This window comes from Corynebacterium tuberculostearicum (assembly GCF_022347385.1).
GTDB lineage: Bacteria > Actinomycetota > Actinomycetes > Mycobacteriales > Mycobacteriaceae > Corynebacterium > Corynebacterium tuberculostearicum_M.
Map to the genome: position 1 here is coordinate 14,326 of NZ_JAKRDT010000011.1, position 14,865 is coordinate 29,190.

At 57.5% G+C, this 14,865-nt stretch carries 14 protein-coding genes and 2 pseudogenes; 12 read left to right on the top strand and 4 right to left on the bottom strand.

Going from position 1 to position 14,865, the window contains the following annotated elements:
- The first annotated feature begins 33 nt into the window (after positions 1-33).
- The 12 genes and pseudogenes from MHK00_RS07555 to MHK00_RS11965 form a co-directional block, all read left to right on the top strand.
- On the top strand, positions 34-1,230 hold the full coding sequence (locus MHK00_RS07555; RefSeq protein WP_250411068.1) for an MFS transporter: 1,197 nt from the start codon (positions 34-36) through the stop codon (positions 1,228-1,230).
- A 67-nt stretch (positions 1,231-1,297) separates the two neighbouring features.
- Complete coding sequence (glmU, locus tag MHK00_RS07560) at positions 1,298-2,743, top strand: bifunctional UDP-N-acetylglucosamine diphosphorylase/glucosamine-1-phosphate N-acetyltransferase GlmU (protein WP_250411070.1); 1,446 nt, start codon at positions 1,298-1,300, stop codon at positions 2,741-2,743.
- A 15-nt stretch (positions 2,744-2,758) separates the two neighbouring features.
- Positions 2,759-3,733 carry a ribose-phosphate diphosphokinase gene (locus MHK00_RS07565; protein WP_250411071.1) on the top strand — a complete coding sequence of 325 codons (975 nt, stop codon included), beginning with the start codon at positions 2,759-2,761 and terminating at the stop codon, positions 3,731-3,733.
- A gap of 242 nt (positions 3,734-3,975) precedes the next feature.
- Positions 3,976-4,623 carry a 50S ribosomal protein L25/general stress protein Ctc gene (locus MHK00_RS07570; protein WP_005323656.1) on the top strand — a complete coding sequence of 216 codons (648 nt, stop codon included), beginning with the start codon at positions 3,976-3,978 and terminating at the stop codon, positions 4,621-4,623.
- A 92-nt stretch (positions 4,624-4,715) separates the two neighbouring features.
- Positions 4,716-5,246 (top strand): aminoacyl-tRNA hydrolase, encoded by a 531-nt coding sequence (gene pth, locus MHK00_RS07575; RefSeq protein WP_040425128.1) that lies wholly within the window; start codon positions 4,716-4,718, stop codon positions 5,244-5,246.
- Between the two features lie 5 nt (positions 5,247-5,251).
- Positions 5,252-6,112 carry a fumarylacetoacetate hydrolase family protein gene (locus MHK00_RS07580; RefSeq protein ID WP_250411073.1) on the top strand — a complete coding sequence of 287 codons (861 nt, stop codon included), beginning with the start codon at positions 5,252-5,254 and terminating at the stop codon, positions 6,110-6,112.
- 76 nt (positions 6,113-6,188) lie between these two features.
- Positions 6,189-7,076 (top strand): polyphosphate kinase 2, encoded by an 888-nt coding sequence (ppk2, locus tag MHK00_RS07585; RefSeq protein WP_005323659.1) that lies wholly within the window; start codon positions 6,189-6,191, stop codon positions 7,074-7,076.
- A 29-nt stretch (positions 7,077-7,105) separates the two neighbouring features.
- Complete coding sequence (locus tag MHK00_RS07590; protein ID WP_250411075.1) at positions 7,106-8,284, top strand: sensor histidine kinase; 1,179 nt, start codon at positions 7,106-7,108, stop codon at positions 8,282-8,284.
- On the top strand, positions 8,277-8,936 hold the full coding sequence (locus MHK00_RS07595; RefSeq protein WP_250411077.1) for a response regulator: 660 nt from the start codon (positions 8,277-8,279) through the stop codon (positions 8,934-8,936). The genes MHK00_RS07590 and MHK00_RS07595 overlap by 8 nt, the downstream gene beginning before the upstream one ends.
- A gap of 87 nt (positions 8,937-9,023) precedes the next feature.
- Positions 9,024-9,737 carry an ATP-binding cassette domain-containing protein gene (locus tag MHK00_RS07600; RefSeq protein WP_200436277.1) on the top strand — a complete coding sequence of 238 codons (714 nt, stop codon included), beginning with the start codon at positions 9,024-9,026 and terminating at the stop codon, positions 9,735-9,737.
- 82 nt (positions 9,738-9,819) lie between these two features.
- On the top strand, positions 9,820-11,211 hold the full coding sequence (locus tag MHK00_RS07605) for an ABC-2 family transporter permease (RefSeq protein WP_234447488.1): 1,392 nt from the start codon (positions 9,820-9,822) through the stop codon (positions 11,209-11,211).
- Between the two features lie 18 nt (positions 11,212-11,229).
- Positions 11,230-11,349, top strand: a pseudogene (locus MHK00_RS11965) (HNH endonuclease); the annotation flags it as partial.
- A 31-nt stretch (positions 11,350-11,380) separates the two neighbouring features.
- Here the strand turns inward: MHK00_RS11965 and MHK00_RS07610 are convergent.
- The 4 genes and pseudogenes from MHK00_RS07610 to MHK00_RS07620 all read right to left on the bottom strand — a co-directional run bounded on the left by MHK00_RS07610 (position 11,381) and on the right by MHK00_RS07620 (position 14,650).
- Positions 11,381-12,617 (bottom strand): annotated as a pseudogene (locus tag MHK00_RS07610) (IS3 family transposase).
- Positions 12,618-12,835: 218 nt separating this feature from the next.
- Positions 12,836-13,180 (bottom strand): pentapeptide repeat-containing protein, encoded by a 345-nt coding sequence (locus MHK00_RS11970; protein WP_366512268.1) that lies wholly within the window; start codon positions 13,178-13,180, stop codon positions 12,836-12,838.
- 3 nt (positions 13,181-13,183) lie between these two features.
- Positions 13,184-13,738: a hypothetical protein gene (locus MHK00_RS07615; protein ID WP_239274536.1), complete on the bottom strand. Its 555-nt coding sequence runs from the start codon at positions 13,736-13,738 to the stop codon at positions 13,184-13,186.
- 318 nt (positions 13,739-14,056) lie between these two features.
- Positions 14,057-14,650, bottom strand: coding sequence for a recombinase family protein (locus MHK00_RS07620; RefSeq protein WP_200435976.1), 594 nt, complete (start codon positions 14,648-14,650; stop codon positions 14,057-14,059).
- Between the last annotated feature and the right edge of the window lie 215 nt (positions 14,651-14,865).

Below are 14,865 nucleotides of genomic sequence, written 5' to 3' on the forward strand. Positions count from 1 at the left end.
ACCAACTCGTTTCTCTGAAAGATCGCATTTCTCATGTCTAAATCCAACGCCCGGTATTTCATCTGGTCCAATGGCCTGCAAAATTTGGGCGATCAGATTGTTGCTGCCAAGACGGTGCTTCCCGCGCTTTTTAGTGCGGCCGGAGTGCCTGCGTTCTTTACCGGTCTGCTCACCCCTATCCGCGAGTCCGGTTCGATGCTCCCGCAGGCGGCGCTGACCCCGTGGGTGACTACCTATAGGGCCCGCAAGCGCCTGTGGATTATCGGTTCGCTGGGGCAAGCGGTATCCGCTGCGGTCATTGCGCTCGCGGCATTTTTTACCCGCGGGGCGGTATTGGGTGTGGTGGCGCTGGTGGCCTTGGCGGCGCTGTCCCTCTTCCGCGCGCTGTGCTCGATTGCGGGCAAGGACGTGCAGGCGCGCACCATTTCTAAGGGTGCGCGCGGCCAGGTGACCGGTAGCGCGGCAGCGCTCGGAGGCGGCGCCACTTTGCTGACCGGCGTCATCCTTTACTTTTTGGGCGAGCTCAGCATTCCCATGATGGGCACGGTCCTCGCCATCGGTGCGGCCACGTGGGCCATCGCCGCGTGGGTCTTTTCGCACGTGGATGAGCCGGTGCCAGAGGAAGCCGAAGGGGGCATCGATAAGCGCTGGTGGCAAGATACCTGGCAGCTTTTTACCAGCGACGGCCAATTTCGTAACTTCGTCATCGTCCGCGCGCTGCTGCTCGTTTCGGCGCTATCGACCTCTTTTATTGTGCTGCTCAGCAGCAACCTTTCTGGGCTCTACGGATTCGTGCTAGCTTCCGGCCTAGCCTCCCTGGTGGGCGGGCGCATCTCCGGCGTGTATTCGGATAAGTCCTCTAAGAACACCATGGCCGTGGGCGCGGCCGTGGCTTCCGTCGTGCTGGTGCTTTTGGTCGCCAGCTCGCACTGGGCACCGGATGCGGTCAATGCCTGGGTCATGCCGATTGGCTTCTTCGCCGTGAACCTGGCGCACACGGCTATTCGCGTGGCGCGAAAGACCTACGTGGTGGATATGGCTGGTGGGGATAAGCGCACCCAGTATGTGGGTGCGGCCAATACGATGATGGGCGTTATCTTGCTTATCGTCGGTGGCATTTCCTCCGTGGTGGCACTGGCCGGACCTGAGGCGGCGCTGCTCTTCCTTGCCCTCATTGGTTTCCTCGGTGTGTGGCGCGCCCGCGGCCTGAAAGAGGTTTCTCACACATAAATCGCACTTGGGCTATAGGATGTAGTCCGGATAAGAATCAGACTCGACCCCAGGAGTTCAATAACCCGTGGTAGCAACAACCTCGTGTGCTGTCGTCGTCCTTGCGGCTGGCGCCGGCACCCGCATGAAGTCCACTAAGCAGAAGACCTTGCATGAGATTGGCGGTCGCACTTTGCTCGGCCACGCTCTGCATGCTGCGGCCGGGATCAACCCGGAGCGCATCGTGACGGTGGTGGGCCACCAGCGCGATCAGGTCTCCCCCGCCGTGGATGCCATCGCCCAGGAGCTGGACTGCGAGGTACTGCAGGCGGTGCAGGAAGAGCAGCTGGGCACCGGTCATGCCGTGGCCTGCGGCTTGGAGCCGATTCCGGACTTCGAGGGCACCGTCATTGTCACCAACGGCGATGTCCCGCTGCTTACCCCAGAGACCATCGAAGGCCTGCGCGCCACCCACACCGAGCAGGGTAACGCGGTCACCGTGCTCTCGATGCGCCTCGATGACCCGACCGGTTACGGCCGCATCATTCGCGCTGAGGACGGCAGCGTGTCTGCCATCGTTGAGCAAAAGGATGCCACCGAAGAGCAGCGCCAGGTCGATGAGGTCAACTCCGGCGTCTTTGCCTTTGATGGGCGCGTGCTTGCCGATGCCCTCCAGAAGCTCGACTCCAATAACGCCCAAGGCGAGCTGTATATCACCGATGTACTCGAGATTGCCCGCACCGCAGGACACGGCGTCGGCGCGCACGTAGCAGCGGATCCGGCCGAACTCGCGGGCGTCAATGACCGTGTGCAGCTCGCCGCTGCCGGCCGAGAGCTCAACCGCCGCATGGTAGAAAAGGCAATGCGCGGCGGCGCCACCATCGTGGATCCGGAGACCACCTGGATTGGCGTCAACGTCACCGTGGGCTCCGATGTCATTATTCACCCGGGCACCCAGTTGTGGGGCGCTACCAGCATCGCCGATAACGCCGAGATCGGCCCCGACACCACCTTGACCAATATGCAGGTGGGCGAGGGCGCTTCCGTCGTGCGCACCCATGGCAGCGATTCCGTCATTGGTACCAACGCCAAGGTCGGCCCGTTTACCTATATCCGCCCGAAGACCGTCGTGGGCGAGGACGGAAAGCTCGGCGGCTTCGTAGAGGCAAAGAACGCCCAGATAGGCCGCGGCTCCAAGGTTCCGCACCTGACCTATATCGGTGACGCCACCGTGGGCGAGCAGTCCAATATCGGTGCCTCCTCGGTCTTCGTGAACTACGACGGCGTGAACAAGCACCACACCACCATCGGCAGCCACGTGCGCACCGGTTCTGACACAATGTTTATCGCTCCGGTCAATGTCGGTGATGGCGCATACTCCGGTGCGGGTACAGTAATTAAAGACGATGTTCCTGCGGGAGCACTCGCAGTCTCCGGTGGCAAACAGCGCAACATCGAGGGCTGGGTTCAAAAGAAGCGTCCGGGTACTGCCGCGGCTGAGGCCGCAGCCCGTGCGCAGGACAACGAAAAGTAAGGGGCACATTCTCCCATGACTGGCAAGGTAACTGGTAGCAGCAAGAACATGAAGCTCTTCTCTGGGCGTGCACACCCAGAGTTGGCAGAGGCTGTGGCTAAGGAGCTCAAGACCGATCTGGTTCCTACCACCGCCCGCGACTTCGCTAACGGCGAAATCTTCATCCGCTTTGAGGAGTCCGTGCGTGGCGCCGACTGCTTCGTAATGCAGTCTCATACCCAGCCACTCAATAAGTGGCTGGTAGAGCAGCTCATCATGATCGATGCTTTGAAGCGCGGCTCCGCTAAGCGCATCACCGCCATCCTTCCCTTCTACCCATATGCACGCCAGGATAAGAAGCACCTGGGCCGCGAGCCTATTTCCGCCCGCCTGGTGGCAGACCTCTTGCAGGCTGCCGGCGCAGACCGCATCGTGTCCGTGGACCTGCACACCGATCAGATCCAGGGCTTCTTCGATGGCCCGGTCGATCACATGCACGCTCAGCCCATCCTGACCGATTACATCAAGTCCAAGTACGCCACCGATAACATCACCGTGGTCTCCCCGGATGCTGGCCGCGTGAAGGTGGCAGAAAAGTGGGCCCACGACTTGGGCGATGCCCCGCTGGCCTTCGTGCACAAGACCCGCTCCAACACCGAGGCCAATAAGACGGTGTCCAACCGCGTGGTCGGCGATGTAGAGGGCAAGGACTGCGTGCTTCTCGACGACATGATTGACACCGGTGGCACCATCGCCGGCGCCGTGCGCGTCCTGAAGGAAGCCGGTGCGAAGAAGGTCATCATCGCCTGCACCCACGGCGTCTTCTCCGATCCAGCCCGCGAGCGCCTGTCCGAGTGCGGCGCGGAGGAAGTTATCACCACCGATACCCTCCCGCAGTCCACCGAGGGCTGGTCCAACCTCACGGTGCTGTCCATTGCACCGCTTTTGGCACAGACCATCCACGAGATCTTTGAGAATGGTTCCGTGACCACCCTTTTCGATCGCGCCTAAGCGCAGAGCCGCCGAGATTTCCCTCGGCGGCTTTTGATTTGCTTCTGGTGCGCGTGCTAATCTAACTCAGTCTCGGCGAGGGCGACCTCAGGATGAGGAAGCCGTTATCGACGCGATTGAAGTTAGAGCATGTTGCTTTTTATATACGCCTGCGATGACTCGTCCAAGACGTCCATCGGCAGGCTTTCGTCGTTTTTATCGCGTTGGCCGCGCCGCACTACTTTAACTAAGGAGAATGAAGCATGGCACAGCGCCCAGTAATTAAGGCTGAAGCACGTACCGAATTTGGCAAGGGTGTCGCACGCCGCCTGCGCCGCGAGTGGAAGGTTCCAGGCGTCATCTACGGTTCCCACCAGGAGCCGGTCCACTTCGCAGTTCCGCTGCTGGACATCCAGTCCCTCGTCCGCAACAACGGCGTCAACGCCGTTCTGGAGCTGGAGATCGACGGCGAGCAGTACCTGACCATGGTTAAGCACGTTGACCAGAACGTCCTGACCTTCGACATCGACCACGTTGACCTGCTGGCTATTAAGCGCGGCGAGAAGGTTGAGGTTGAGGTTCCGGTTACCCTGACCGGCGAGCCGGCTGCAGGCACCATGCACATCCAGGATGCCGACGTACTGCTGGTTGAGGCAGACGTACTGAACATTCCGGAGGAGATCGAGGTTTCCATCGAGGGCCTCGAGGACGGCGCAGTTATCACCGCTGCCGACGTCACTATGCCGGAAGACACCACCCTGGTGGCAGAGGAAGACACCGTTATCGTCTCCATCTCCCTGCCTGAGGTTGATGAGGAACTCGAGGAAGCAGCCGAGGCTGCTGAGGAAGGCGGCGCTGACGCTGGCGCCGAGTCCGTCGACGAGGGCGAAGAGTCCTCCGACTCCGAGTAGTCCCCTCCCCTTCACACACCTAGGCCGCCGTGAGATTCGCTTCTCGCGGCGGCCTTGCCGTTTTTCTCTCTGCCTATGAGACAATTGAGCGCGTGACTCCACTTCTCGTAGTAGGCCTTGGCAACCCTGGCCCCAAGTACGCAGGCACCCGGCACAATATCGGCTTCGATGTGGCAGATGAACTCGCAGGAGAGATCATGAGCAGTTTTTCGGTCCACAAGAAGACCAATACCGAGGTTGCCGAGGGCATGGCAGGCGGCCGCAAGATTATTTGTGCTAAGCCACGGTCTTTCATGAACCTCTCCGGCGGGCCAATCAAAGCCCTTAGCCAATATTTTCACCTTTCCCCTACCGACATCATCGTTGTTCACGATGAGCTAGAGCTCGATTTCGGCACCGTTAAGCTGCGCAAAGGCGGCGGCGACCATGGCCACAATGGGTTGCGTTCAACCACAAAGTCCCTGGGCACCAAAGACTATCAACGCCTTTCGATAGGAATCGGTCGCCCACCGGGGCGCATGGACCCGGCGTCGTTTGTGCTTAAGCCCTGGGCAAAGCAGGAAAAGGCAGAAATCCCCATCCTTTGTGCCGACGCGGTCGAGGAAATCTTGCGCGTAGGATAGTCGCCATGAAATTGGCTACCCTACGCACTGGCTTTGGAACTTCCGCTATCCGCATCGACGGCGATAACGTGGGTGTTGAGTTGGATTATGAGGACGTGGGCCAGCTGCTGCGCAGCGAAGATTGGCGCAAGGCCGCCCAGCTTTCCGGCGAGCCCGTGGTCTTTGACCACGCTGATTTGGAAGCCGTCGTACCAACTCCCGGCAAGGTCATCTGCGTGGGGCTCAATTACGCCAAGCATATTCGCGAGATGGGACGCGAATTCCCCGAACATCCCACCTTGTTCATCAAGTTCGCCGACGCCCTCACCGGCCCCTATGATGATGTCTTCATTCCCGAATATGGCACACAGAAGCTGGATTATGAGGGAGAATTGGCGGTCATCATCGGCGAGCGTGCCCACCGTGTCAGCCGCGACGAGGCACTAGATTATGTGGCTGGCTACGCCATCATGAATGACTACACGCTGCGTGACTTCCAACGCCAGACTAGCCAGTTCCATGCCGGTAAATCCTTTTATCGCACCGCCGGCTTCGGCCCTTGGCTTACCACCGCGGATGAGTGGTCACCGGGGTCCGGAGCTGTGCTCACCACTACCGTAGACGGTGAAGAGAGGCAGCACGATAATACCGATGACCTCATCTTTTCCGTAGCTGAGCTCATTGAGTTCTGCTCGCAGCTCTATCCACTCAATCCGGGCGACGTCATCGTTACCGGCACGCCAGAAGGCGTGGGTTTTGCCCGCACCCCGCAGCAATTTATCGAGGATGGCCAAAACGTCACCATCGCCATCGAAGGCTTGGGGCATATTTCTAATACCACCCGCTATGGAGAGCCCGGCTGCGGCCCCGGCTGTACTTGTTCCTAAGCTGTGCCCAGGTTCTCACTCCAAAGTGGGCGGTCCCGTTTTCATCCCAGCCGCTTGCGCCGGTTAAGCTGGATTAATGAGCACAAAAAGCAGTAAAGCCCCTAAGAAACTCAACAAGAAGGCCTACGAGAAGGAGCTCGAGCGCCTCCAAGCAGAGCTCGTGGACATGCAGCAGTGGGTCGTTGAAACCGGCGCCCGCGTAGTCATCATCATGGAGGGCCGCGACGCCGCCGGCAAAGGCTCCGCGATTAAGCGCATCACCCAGTACCTCAACCCGCGCACCTGCCGCATCGAGGCACTGCCTGCACCGAACTCGCGCGAACAGGGCCAGTGGTACTTCCAGCGCTACGTGGAAAAGCTGCCTACCAAGGGCGAAATCGTCATCTTTGACCGCTCCTGGTACAACCGCGCCGGTGTCGAGCGCGTCATGGGCTTTTGCACCGATCAGGAATACGTCCGCTTCCTGCACCAAGCACCCACCTTTGAACAGATGTTGGTAGAAGACGGCATCATGCTGCGCAAGTACTGGTTCTCTGTATCTGATGAGGAGCAGATTAAGCGCTTTGAATCCCGCCGCAACGATCCGCTGCGCCGTTGGAAGCTCTCCCCTATGGATCTGCAGTCCATTACCCGCTGGGAGGACTACTCCCGTGCCAAGGATGCGATGTTCATCCACACCGATACCCCAACCGCGCCGTGGTACACCGTAGAATCAGAAGACAAGAAGCGCTCCCGCATTAACGTCATTTCGCACCTTTTGAGCACCATTCCCTACGAGAAGATCGAGCGCGAGATGCCGGAGATTCCGCAGCGCCCTGACTCTGATGGCGAGGCCTACGAGCGCCCTGCCCGCGAAGAGTTCCGCTACGTACCAGACGTCGCCGCCAAGCTAGAGCGCAAGTCCGAACAGAAGACGGCAAAGAAGACGTCCAAGAAGGGCAAGAAGAAGGATAAGAAGAAGTAGCAGCACCGGCTGTATTACTATCTTCATTCATGAGCACTGACACCGTCGCGCAAGCGCGTTTAGGAGATAAAATCCTCACCGCGGTGGCGGTGCTCATTGCGCTATTTTATGTCATTTCTGCCGCGAAGAATCCCAGCATAATTGAGATTATTCAGGCAGTTCTATCGTTGCTATTCCTGCCATTTATGTGGATCTGGCGGAGCCGTCCCGTGCTCAGCGCCACGGGCTTTATTGTGTTGCTCGCGGCATGGGCCGCGGCTTGGATGAGCCAGCTGCCCACCAATCTAGGACTTACCCCCTGGGCCCTGACTGCACCCATGGCAGTGTATTCCACCTCCCGCTATGTCACGCGCCGCGCCATTCCCCGCACGGTACTGGCTCTAACGATTCTTGGCTCCTTCATTTCGCCATTCATGTGGCGCATAGATCCGGAGTCTTTCGTTTTGCATTACCAACTGGACCGCCGCTACTTGGCCATGTTAGTCGTGCACTGGGCTGTTTTGGGCACCACCTACTTCGCCGCCGCACGCTACTTCGATTTGGCACGCCAGCGCGAGCGCCTAGCCCAAAAGCGTTTCCACCAAGCCCAAGAGGAAGAGCGATTGCTCATCGCACGAGAGTTACATGATGTATTGGCCCATTCCCTAACTTTGATAAAGGTTCAGGCCAATGCTGGAATCATTGCCGGGCAATCAGATGCTAAAGCCGCCGAGGAAGCGCTGGCCAGCATTCGCGATGGTGCAGATTCTGCGTTGGAAGAGGTTCGCGGCATCGTCACGGCGCTGCGCAGCACTGGTCCCACCACACTGAAGCCAACCACGCAGCTAGAGCACATCGAGGGAATCATCGATGGCTTCCGCGCGGCGGGCTTAGAGATTGCAGCGGACTTACCAGAGACCTATGAGGCCCCTGCACTTACGCAATTGGCCTTGGTACGCATCATTTCTGAAGGCCTGACCAATGCGCTGCGCCACCAGGGCCCCGGCACGCAGGTAGAAGTAGAGCTCGCGCTTGCCGACGCCGCCCGGATCACCCTAACCTCTACCAATCCCTCCCCGACTCCCAGCGAAATCCCCGGTAGCGGTGTTGGCCTAATCGGCATCGAAGAGCGTGCTCACACGCTGGGTGGAAAACTGGAGTGCTCGGGTGATGCGAAAAAGTTCACCCTGCGCGCCGAGCTACCGTTGCAGAAGGAAAGCCGTGTCTAAGATTCGTGTCCTGCTCGCCGATGACCAAGCGATGCTTGTTGCCGCATTGTCTACCATCCTTAACGCACAGGATGATATTGAGGTCGTGGCCACCGCCAATACCGGCTCAGAAGCCGTCACCGCGGCGATGAGCCACCGCATTGATGTAGCCATCCTGGATATCCGAATGCCGGGAATGGACGGTATCGCCGCGGCCCAAGCAATCCTTTCTCGCGTCCCTGACTGCCGCGTCATCATGCTCACCACGTTTAATGAAGACGATTTGGTGGCTCAATCTATCGCCGCTGGCGCACATGGATTTCTGCTCAAAGATGCCGATCCGGAGGTGCTGGCGGGGGCTGTCCGGGACGTCGCCAAGGGCGCATCGGTACTGGCTGCTCAGGTAACTGGACCGGTTCTGGAGGCGTATCGCACCGCCCTTACGCGAGGGGAATTGAGCGCGCAGGAACGCCAAGGGCTTAGCCTGGTTACCCAGCGCGAGATGGAGGTACTTTCGCTCATCGCCCGCGGGGCCACCAACGGGGAAATTGCCCGTGAAATGGTCATCGCGGATACGACTGTCAAGACACATGTTTCCTCTCTGCTTTCCAAACTGGCTGCACGCGACCGCGTAGCTCTAGTGCTCTTGGCGCAAAAGGCTGGCATCGCCTAAGCCTCCTACCGTGGTAGGAGAACCTCGCTCGAAGGTCCATAGCCTAGGCGGAGGTTATTGCGGCGCTCTGCCGCGAGACTAGGCGGTATGAGTTTTGAGATCTCCTTTGAACGCGTCAGCAAATCCTTTGGCTCCCACGCGGTACTGCGAGATGTGGATTTTCGTATTGCCCCTGGCCGAGTCCACGCCTTGCTTGGACGCAACGGGGCCGGAAAATCAACTCTCTTTTCCATCTTCCTTGGCCTGCTGCCGGCAGATTCCGGAATAGTACGCGTGGCTGGTGCTCCTTGGTCACGTGAAGTACTCGACCACGTGGGGGCATCCGTGAACGGGCCCGCCTTCTACGGGCATCTTTCCGCCGCTGCCAACCTGCGCGTACATACCCGCTTGCTAGGTCTGCCGGAGTCTGAGGTAGAGCGTGTTTTAGCCATTGCGGGGCTCGCCGAGGTCGGTTCTAAGAAAGCCAAATCCTTTTCCACCGGTATGAAGGCCCGCTTGGCATTGGCGCAGGCTTTATTAGGGGATCCGGAAATTTTGCTGCTGGATGAACCTCAAAATGGTCTTGATCCACAGGGCATAGTGGAGCTGCGTACTTTGCTGCGAGACTTGGCAGCAGCCGGCCACACTGTTGTGGTCAGCTCTCATCAGCTTGGCGAGGTCCTTCATTTGGCCGACGACATCACCATTTTGTCTCAGGGCACCATTCGCTATTCCGGGTCCTTGCAGGAGCTTGCCCCCAGCGGCCAATTGGAGTCCGAGTTCTTCCGCCTCACCTCCCTGGGTGGTGAGTCTGATGTTTAAGCGCTACCTTTCGGCAGAGTTGCTGCGCAGCCGTGGCAGCGCTGTGCAGTGGCTACCTCTTCTCGCCTTACCGCTTGCGCTAATGACCATAGTCTTTTCTGCTATCGCTTCCCCGGCTAAGGATGCTACCGGTGTTCTCGGCTGGCAATCTATGTTTGTCACCGGCATGTACGCGCCGCTCGTTGCGGTATTTGCCGCGGTTACAGAGCGCCGTGAGGTTCTTGCCCGTGGCGGCGGCACCTTGTGGCGCCGCCTCACTACTCGTTACGAACACATTGCCCGCTTAGTTGTAGTGCTCGCCAGCCTGGGCGCGTTCCATCTCCTCAACTTTGGGGTGTCCTGGGCAGTAGTGTTCGCACAAGGCCGCGAACAGCACCACCTTGTGGCACTCGCCGGGCTGTATTCCGCCCTCGGTGCTATTGGCATTGCTGGTCTTGCTTCTGCCTGCTCGCGGCGCTATGGCCTTGGCGCGACACTAATACTCAGCGTTATCTGGCAGGTTTCAAGCGTGACCTCCAAGGTCGTCGAAGGCCTTACGTGGTGGGCTTTTCCACCAGCTTGGCCCATGCGGCTAATGCTTCATTCACTGCACATTCATCAAAATTCCGTGCCCTTGGATCCAGGCGATCCACTCCTGCAAGAAAGTCCGCTGCCGGCCCTCGCTCTGACGCTACTTCTCGCAGCAGTGGGCGTCTATGCGGCCATCGTCACTCCGCGCCGCCTGCGCCGTCTCGCTTTACCTCGCCGCGGCCAGACGACCGCTGTCTCCAGCGGCACCACTGCCACGTGGCGCCCGGCCACAGCACCGCGTGCCACCGCCCGCCCCCGCTTGGTAGGCGCGCTGGTTGGTCTCCACCGAGCGGCGTGCAGCCCAGCGGTTATCGCCTGCTTGGCGTTAAGTGCCTTGGCACTGCTATTTCTTGCCCTTTTCTACCCTCCGACTTATGTCCAGGGCTTCTTTATTTTTCTGCTTCTCCCTGTAGGAGCGGGTGTGTTACCGGTTGTGGTGTGGCCATTACTCGCGCCGGTATGGCCACTCAGCCACATTGAATCCCGCCATTGTTCCAGCGCGCTCCTCTGGTGGCTTTTCGGGATAGTATCCACAGTATGCGTGGGCGCTTCGCTCGCACTTAGTGCTTCTGGCAGCTCAGCTTCGGCGACGGCCGTCCAACTGCCCCTAGCCATTGGGGTGGGATATGTTATTTCGGTATTCTCTCTTCTCATCGTGATTCGTCTGGGCATCATGAGTGGCCTGGCACTGTGCATCGTCTGCACTATCGTCTCCGTGACCTTGGGCGGAGACGTCCTCGCTAGAACCCCGCTGTGGTTGATCGCCTTCCCCGCATGGCCCATGAACGCGGATTCTCCTGCCCGCTATATTCTTGCGACGGTGCTGATAGGAATCTTCGCCACGGCTGGTACGTGGATGGTGATCCGGCTGCTTAAAACTAAAGCGCTGCGGCCGGCTAACTAAGCCTCGCAAGAGTATCGCTCTGCTAACGGGTTGACCTGGCACCACCATCAGGAGACTGGAAGAATGCAGCTAGTTGAAAAAGGCGCACACAGAACACCTCACAAAGGTGGATTTAGCCTTTGGGGCAAGAAAGGATAAATAAATGAATGAAGTGCCCCGAGTTTTGTTCCTAGGCATTTGCCTTGATTTCTATTATTGCTTGTGGCGGGTTCTGCTTCCAAAATTCGGTTTCCACCTCGACCGGGGTTCGGTATCCCAAGCTTTGGTGGAGCCTAGTCTCGTTCCACCATGACACCCATTTGAGCGTCGCGATTTCGACCTCGACAACATCATCCCACCTGCGGGTATGGATCAGCTCGTTCTTGTAGGAGCCGTTAACGTTTTCAGCAAGAGCATTGTCATAGGAGTCACCAACAGTTCCGGTGGAAGCTGCAATGCCATGCTGGGTAAGTCGCTCGTTGTAGACCACGCTGACATACTGCGACCCGTGATCCGAATGGTGAATGAGACCTGTTGTTTCCTCAGCACACACGATTGCCTGGTTGAGAGCTTGCAGCGGCAACGCTTCGGTGCGCATGGAGTCTGATAACGCCCACCCAACGATCCGTCGAGAATAAACGTCGGTGACAAACGCGGCATACACAAAGCCTTTCTTCGTGCGCACATACGCAAATGTCAGCCACCCACAGCTTGTTCGGGCCGGGGGCTTTGAACTCACGCTCGACCAAGTCCGGGCGCAGATCAGGCACGTTAAGCTTTTCGGGTTGTGATAGGTGATCCGCCTTTGCCTTTGCCAGAAACACCGGCCAGGCGCATTAAACGGGCGGTTTGTTCACGACCGATATCAATTCCTTCACGGCGGAGTGCATGCCACATTTTCCGTACACCGTAGACGCCGTAATTATCCCGATGAATAGCACTAATGCGTTCGACCAGCGCAGCATCGCGAAGGCGACGAGCACTTAGTCCACGGGCCTTGGACTGGCGATACCCACGCGAGGTGATAAACCCACCAGCGCGATTATTCTTCAACGTCTTACAGATGAACTCGACAGAAAAACTACTCCGGTATTCATCGATGAACCGGATCATTTCCGACGTTTTGGACCTGGTTCCGACGCGAAAAAAGCTGAGGCAGCCTTCAGAAGTTCATTGCTCTCGCGTAGCTCTTGATCTTCACGGCGTAGCCTCGCGTTTTCGGCGACCAAATCTTCAGGCACAGACTCTGGGATGTTTCCCGAACGCCGGGCAGGCTTAAGTCCATTGACGAGCTGTGTGCCACGAGACCCCAGCTTTGGAGCTACTTCCTGGCACGCGGCTTGCATCGACATGTTTTCCGCCAAGATGCGGTCCTCTACAAGACGGACCACACGGTCCTTTGCATCCTGGTCAAATTTCCTTGGCATGTTCCAGATTTTCCCATCTACTCAAGCGGAACAAAACCTGGAACACTTCACACATACGTGTCCGTTCTGTTAAAACGTAGTTGTGCCATATGCCTACACATATGTCCTGCCATACGGCATGTACTGTGGAGCGTATATTCACCCGCCCCATCGCGGTAGCTATGCGTTTTCAACGCCCGATACACCGTAGGGCTTGAACGGAATTCGCGTAGGCGCAATCAGGGGCTATAAAGTATCGCATTACTTGCATCCCAACCTGTACATTCAGAGAATTGCCTTGGACTGGCGGTAACAGGTACCAGATATGCGTTCGTAAAATTCGCGCGCGTTAATGTCGCTCCACGAAGGTCTGACTCGCTAAGAATTGCGTTCGTAAAATCTGCGTCGGTGAAATCCGCCGATTTCAAGTTAGCCCATGCCACCATGGAGCCGCGAAACGAGCATCCTTTGCATATGCTTCCTTCGAGATTGATATCCGTCAGGTCATAGTTGGACATATCTTTCCCGGAAATGTCTTTCCCAGCGAGCTCCGTGGCCCACGATTGAGGCATCGTTTTGTACATTTGCTATTTAATCTGCGGTGAATTGATAATCCATTGCGGGCAACGGCCTTGGTAGCCAAGGCAGTGGGTGGTTACAACTCCGTAAGGTTTGCCGTCCCTTATCTTGTTGAAGCCAACCACCGTTAATATGTCTGTGGTTTCAACTTTCCGGCACTTCTTAAAAGGTCCCCAACCTGAGCAGGAAATATGATCCATGGGCAGGCGATATTCATAGCGGTCGCCGGAGCGCTTAATTTTTGGCGCATATTTTGTTGAAGCTTGTGAAGCACGAATGGATAGACCGTGTTTGTTCTGGTTTTTCGCCCGAGCCTTTTCCCGAAGGTAAACCAGCTTTCCATTTTTATCCGTCCACTGCGACACGATAGTGTAAGGGCCTTTATTTCCAAAGAAAGATAATTCCGAGTCGACAGAAGTGTCGAGGTTCTTCGAAGCGGCAGCTTCTGTCAAGATTTCCTCCGCTGTAGAGTCATAGCTTTCCACTGTTCCTGGGATTACCCCGAAATCTTCTGTAGGGGCAGAGGTAGATGCATTGGCAGCTGGTTGAGACAAATTAGCCATTAGAAGTAGAGCAGCCATTGTCTTGCCTAGTGCGTTTTTGGTCCAGTATTTCCGCACGATAGAGTCTCCCACTTGTAGAAAAGCACTTATCCTAAAAGTACCTTCTCTAATTAACGAAGGGAATGCTCATATGCGTGATATGAAATACAAACTGGATGAGTGGCCGATCTGTATTGCGAGGGTTTCATAACAGGAGAACAATATGTGCGGAATAACTTCCCTACATATCGGGCATGTGCCAAGAGGGTGTTTTAGCGTATTTTCTGCCGTATGGCGGGACTGACAGGTGCGCAGATTTACCGATACGGCTGCACCGCTCTAGGCGTTTTTCAACGCCCGATACACCGTAGGACGGGTAACTCCAAATTCCCGCGCTAATGCTGCCTTTGACTCCCCCGCCAGTGTGCGTCGCTTAATCTCCGCTACTTGGTCGGGTGTGAGGGCGGGTTTGCGGCCTTTGTACTTGCCGGCCTTTTTCGCCAACGCAATACCTTCCGCCTGGCGTTCACGGATAATGGCCCGCTCAAACTCCGCAAACGAACCTAAAATGCCGAGCATTAAATCCGCGCGCGGATCCGTGGTGCCTTTCGCAAAGATAAGATTCTCATGCAGGAAGGTAACAGTCACACCTTTGCCGGTAAGTTCATCAACAATCCCGCGCAGATCTGTCAGCGAGCGGGCGAGGCGGTCAATCGACGACACGACAAGCTCGTCACCGTCGCGCACATACGCCATACACTCCCTCAGTCCTGGGCGGGCAGTCTTGGTGCGGCCGGAAATCTTATCCTCAAAGAACCGGTCAATCCTGCCGGAAGCATTGAGTAGTTCTTTCTGGCGCTGATTATTCTGCTCCACTGTGGAAACCCGGATATAGCCCACCCGCTGCCCACGCGAACCAGAACTTTTGGCCATTAGTCTTCGCCCCGCGAGGGTGTAAAGGCAGCATTCTCCTGGGCGATGACCGCATCACGATACGACTCGATTGCATCCGAGAGGGCATAAAGCTGAATGCCGTCGAGAGCATCAGCGTCAGCAAGTAAAGATGAAGTGCCCCAAGCAGCATAGCTAACCCCCGACGTGTCTACTTTCCGGGGTCGGGCCCCAGCTACACCGGCTGGGGTGCCCCA

Bases quoted from the DNA above. Each gene is read 5' to 3' on its own strand.
- MHK00_RS07605 (WP_234447488.1), top strand. From the start codon at position 9,820: ATGACCATAGTCTTTTCTGCTATCGCTTCCCCGGCTAAGGATGCTACC.
- MHK00_RS07600 (WP_200436277.1), top strand. From the start codon at position 9,024: ATGAGTTTTGAGATCTCCTTTGAACGCGTCAGCAAATCCTTTGGCTCC.
- ppk2 (WP_005323659.1), top strand. From the start codon at position 6,189: ATGAGCACAAAAAGCAGTAAAGCCCCTAAGAAACTCAACAAGAAGGCC.
- MHK00_RS07620 (WP_200435976.1), bottom strand. From the start codon at position 14,650: ATGGCCAAAAGTTCTGGTTCGCGTGGGCAGCGGGTGGGCTATATCCGG.
- MHK00_RS07570 (WP_005323656.1), top strand. From the start codon at position 3,976: ATGGCACAGCGCCCAGTAATTAAGGCTGAAGCACGTACCGAATTTGGC.
- MHK00_RS11970 (WP_366512268.1), bottom strand. From the start codon at position 13,180: ATGTACAAAACGATGCCTCAATCGTGGGCCACGGAGCTCGCTGGGAAA.
- MHK00_RS07565 (WP_250411071.1), top strand. From the start codon at position 2,759: ATGACTGGCAAGGTAACTGGTAGCAGCAAGAACATGAAGCTCTTCTCT.
- MHK00_RS07555 (WP_250411068.1), top strand. From the start codon at position 34: ATGTCTAAATCCAACGCCCGGTATTTCATCTGGTCCAATGGCCTGCAA.
- MHK00_RS07580 (WP_250411073.1), top strand. From the start codon at position 5,252: ATGAAATTGGCTACCCTACGCACTGGCTTTGGAACTTCCGCTATCCGC.
- MHK00_RS07590 (WP_250411075.1), top strand. From the start codon at position 7,106: ATGAGCACTGACACCGTCGCGCAAGCGCGTTTAGGAGATAAAATCCTC.
- MHK00_RS07615 (WP_239274536.1), bottom strand. From the start codon at position 13,738: ATGGCTAATTTGTCTCAACCAGCTGCCAATGCATCTACCTCTGCCCCT.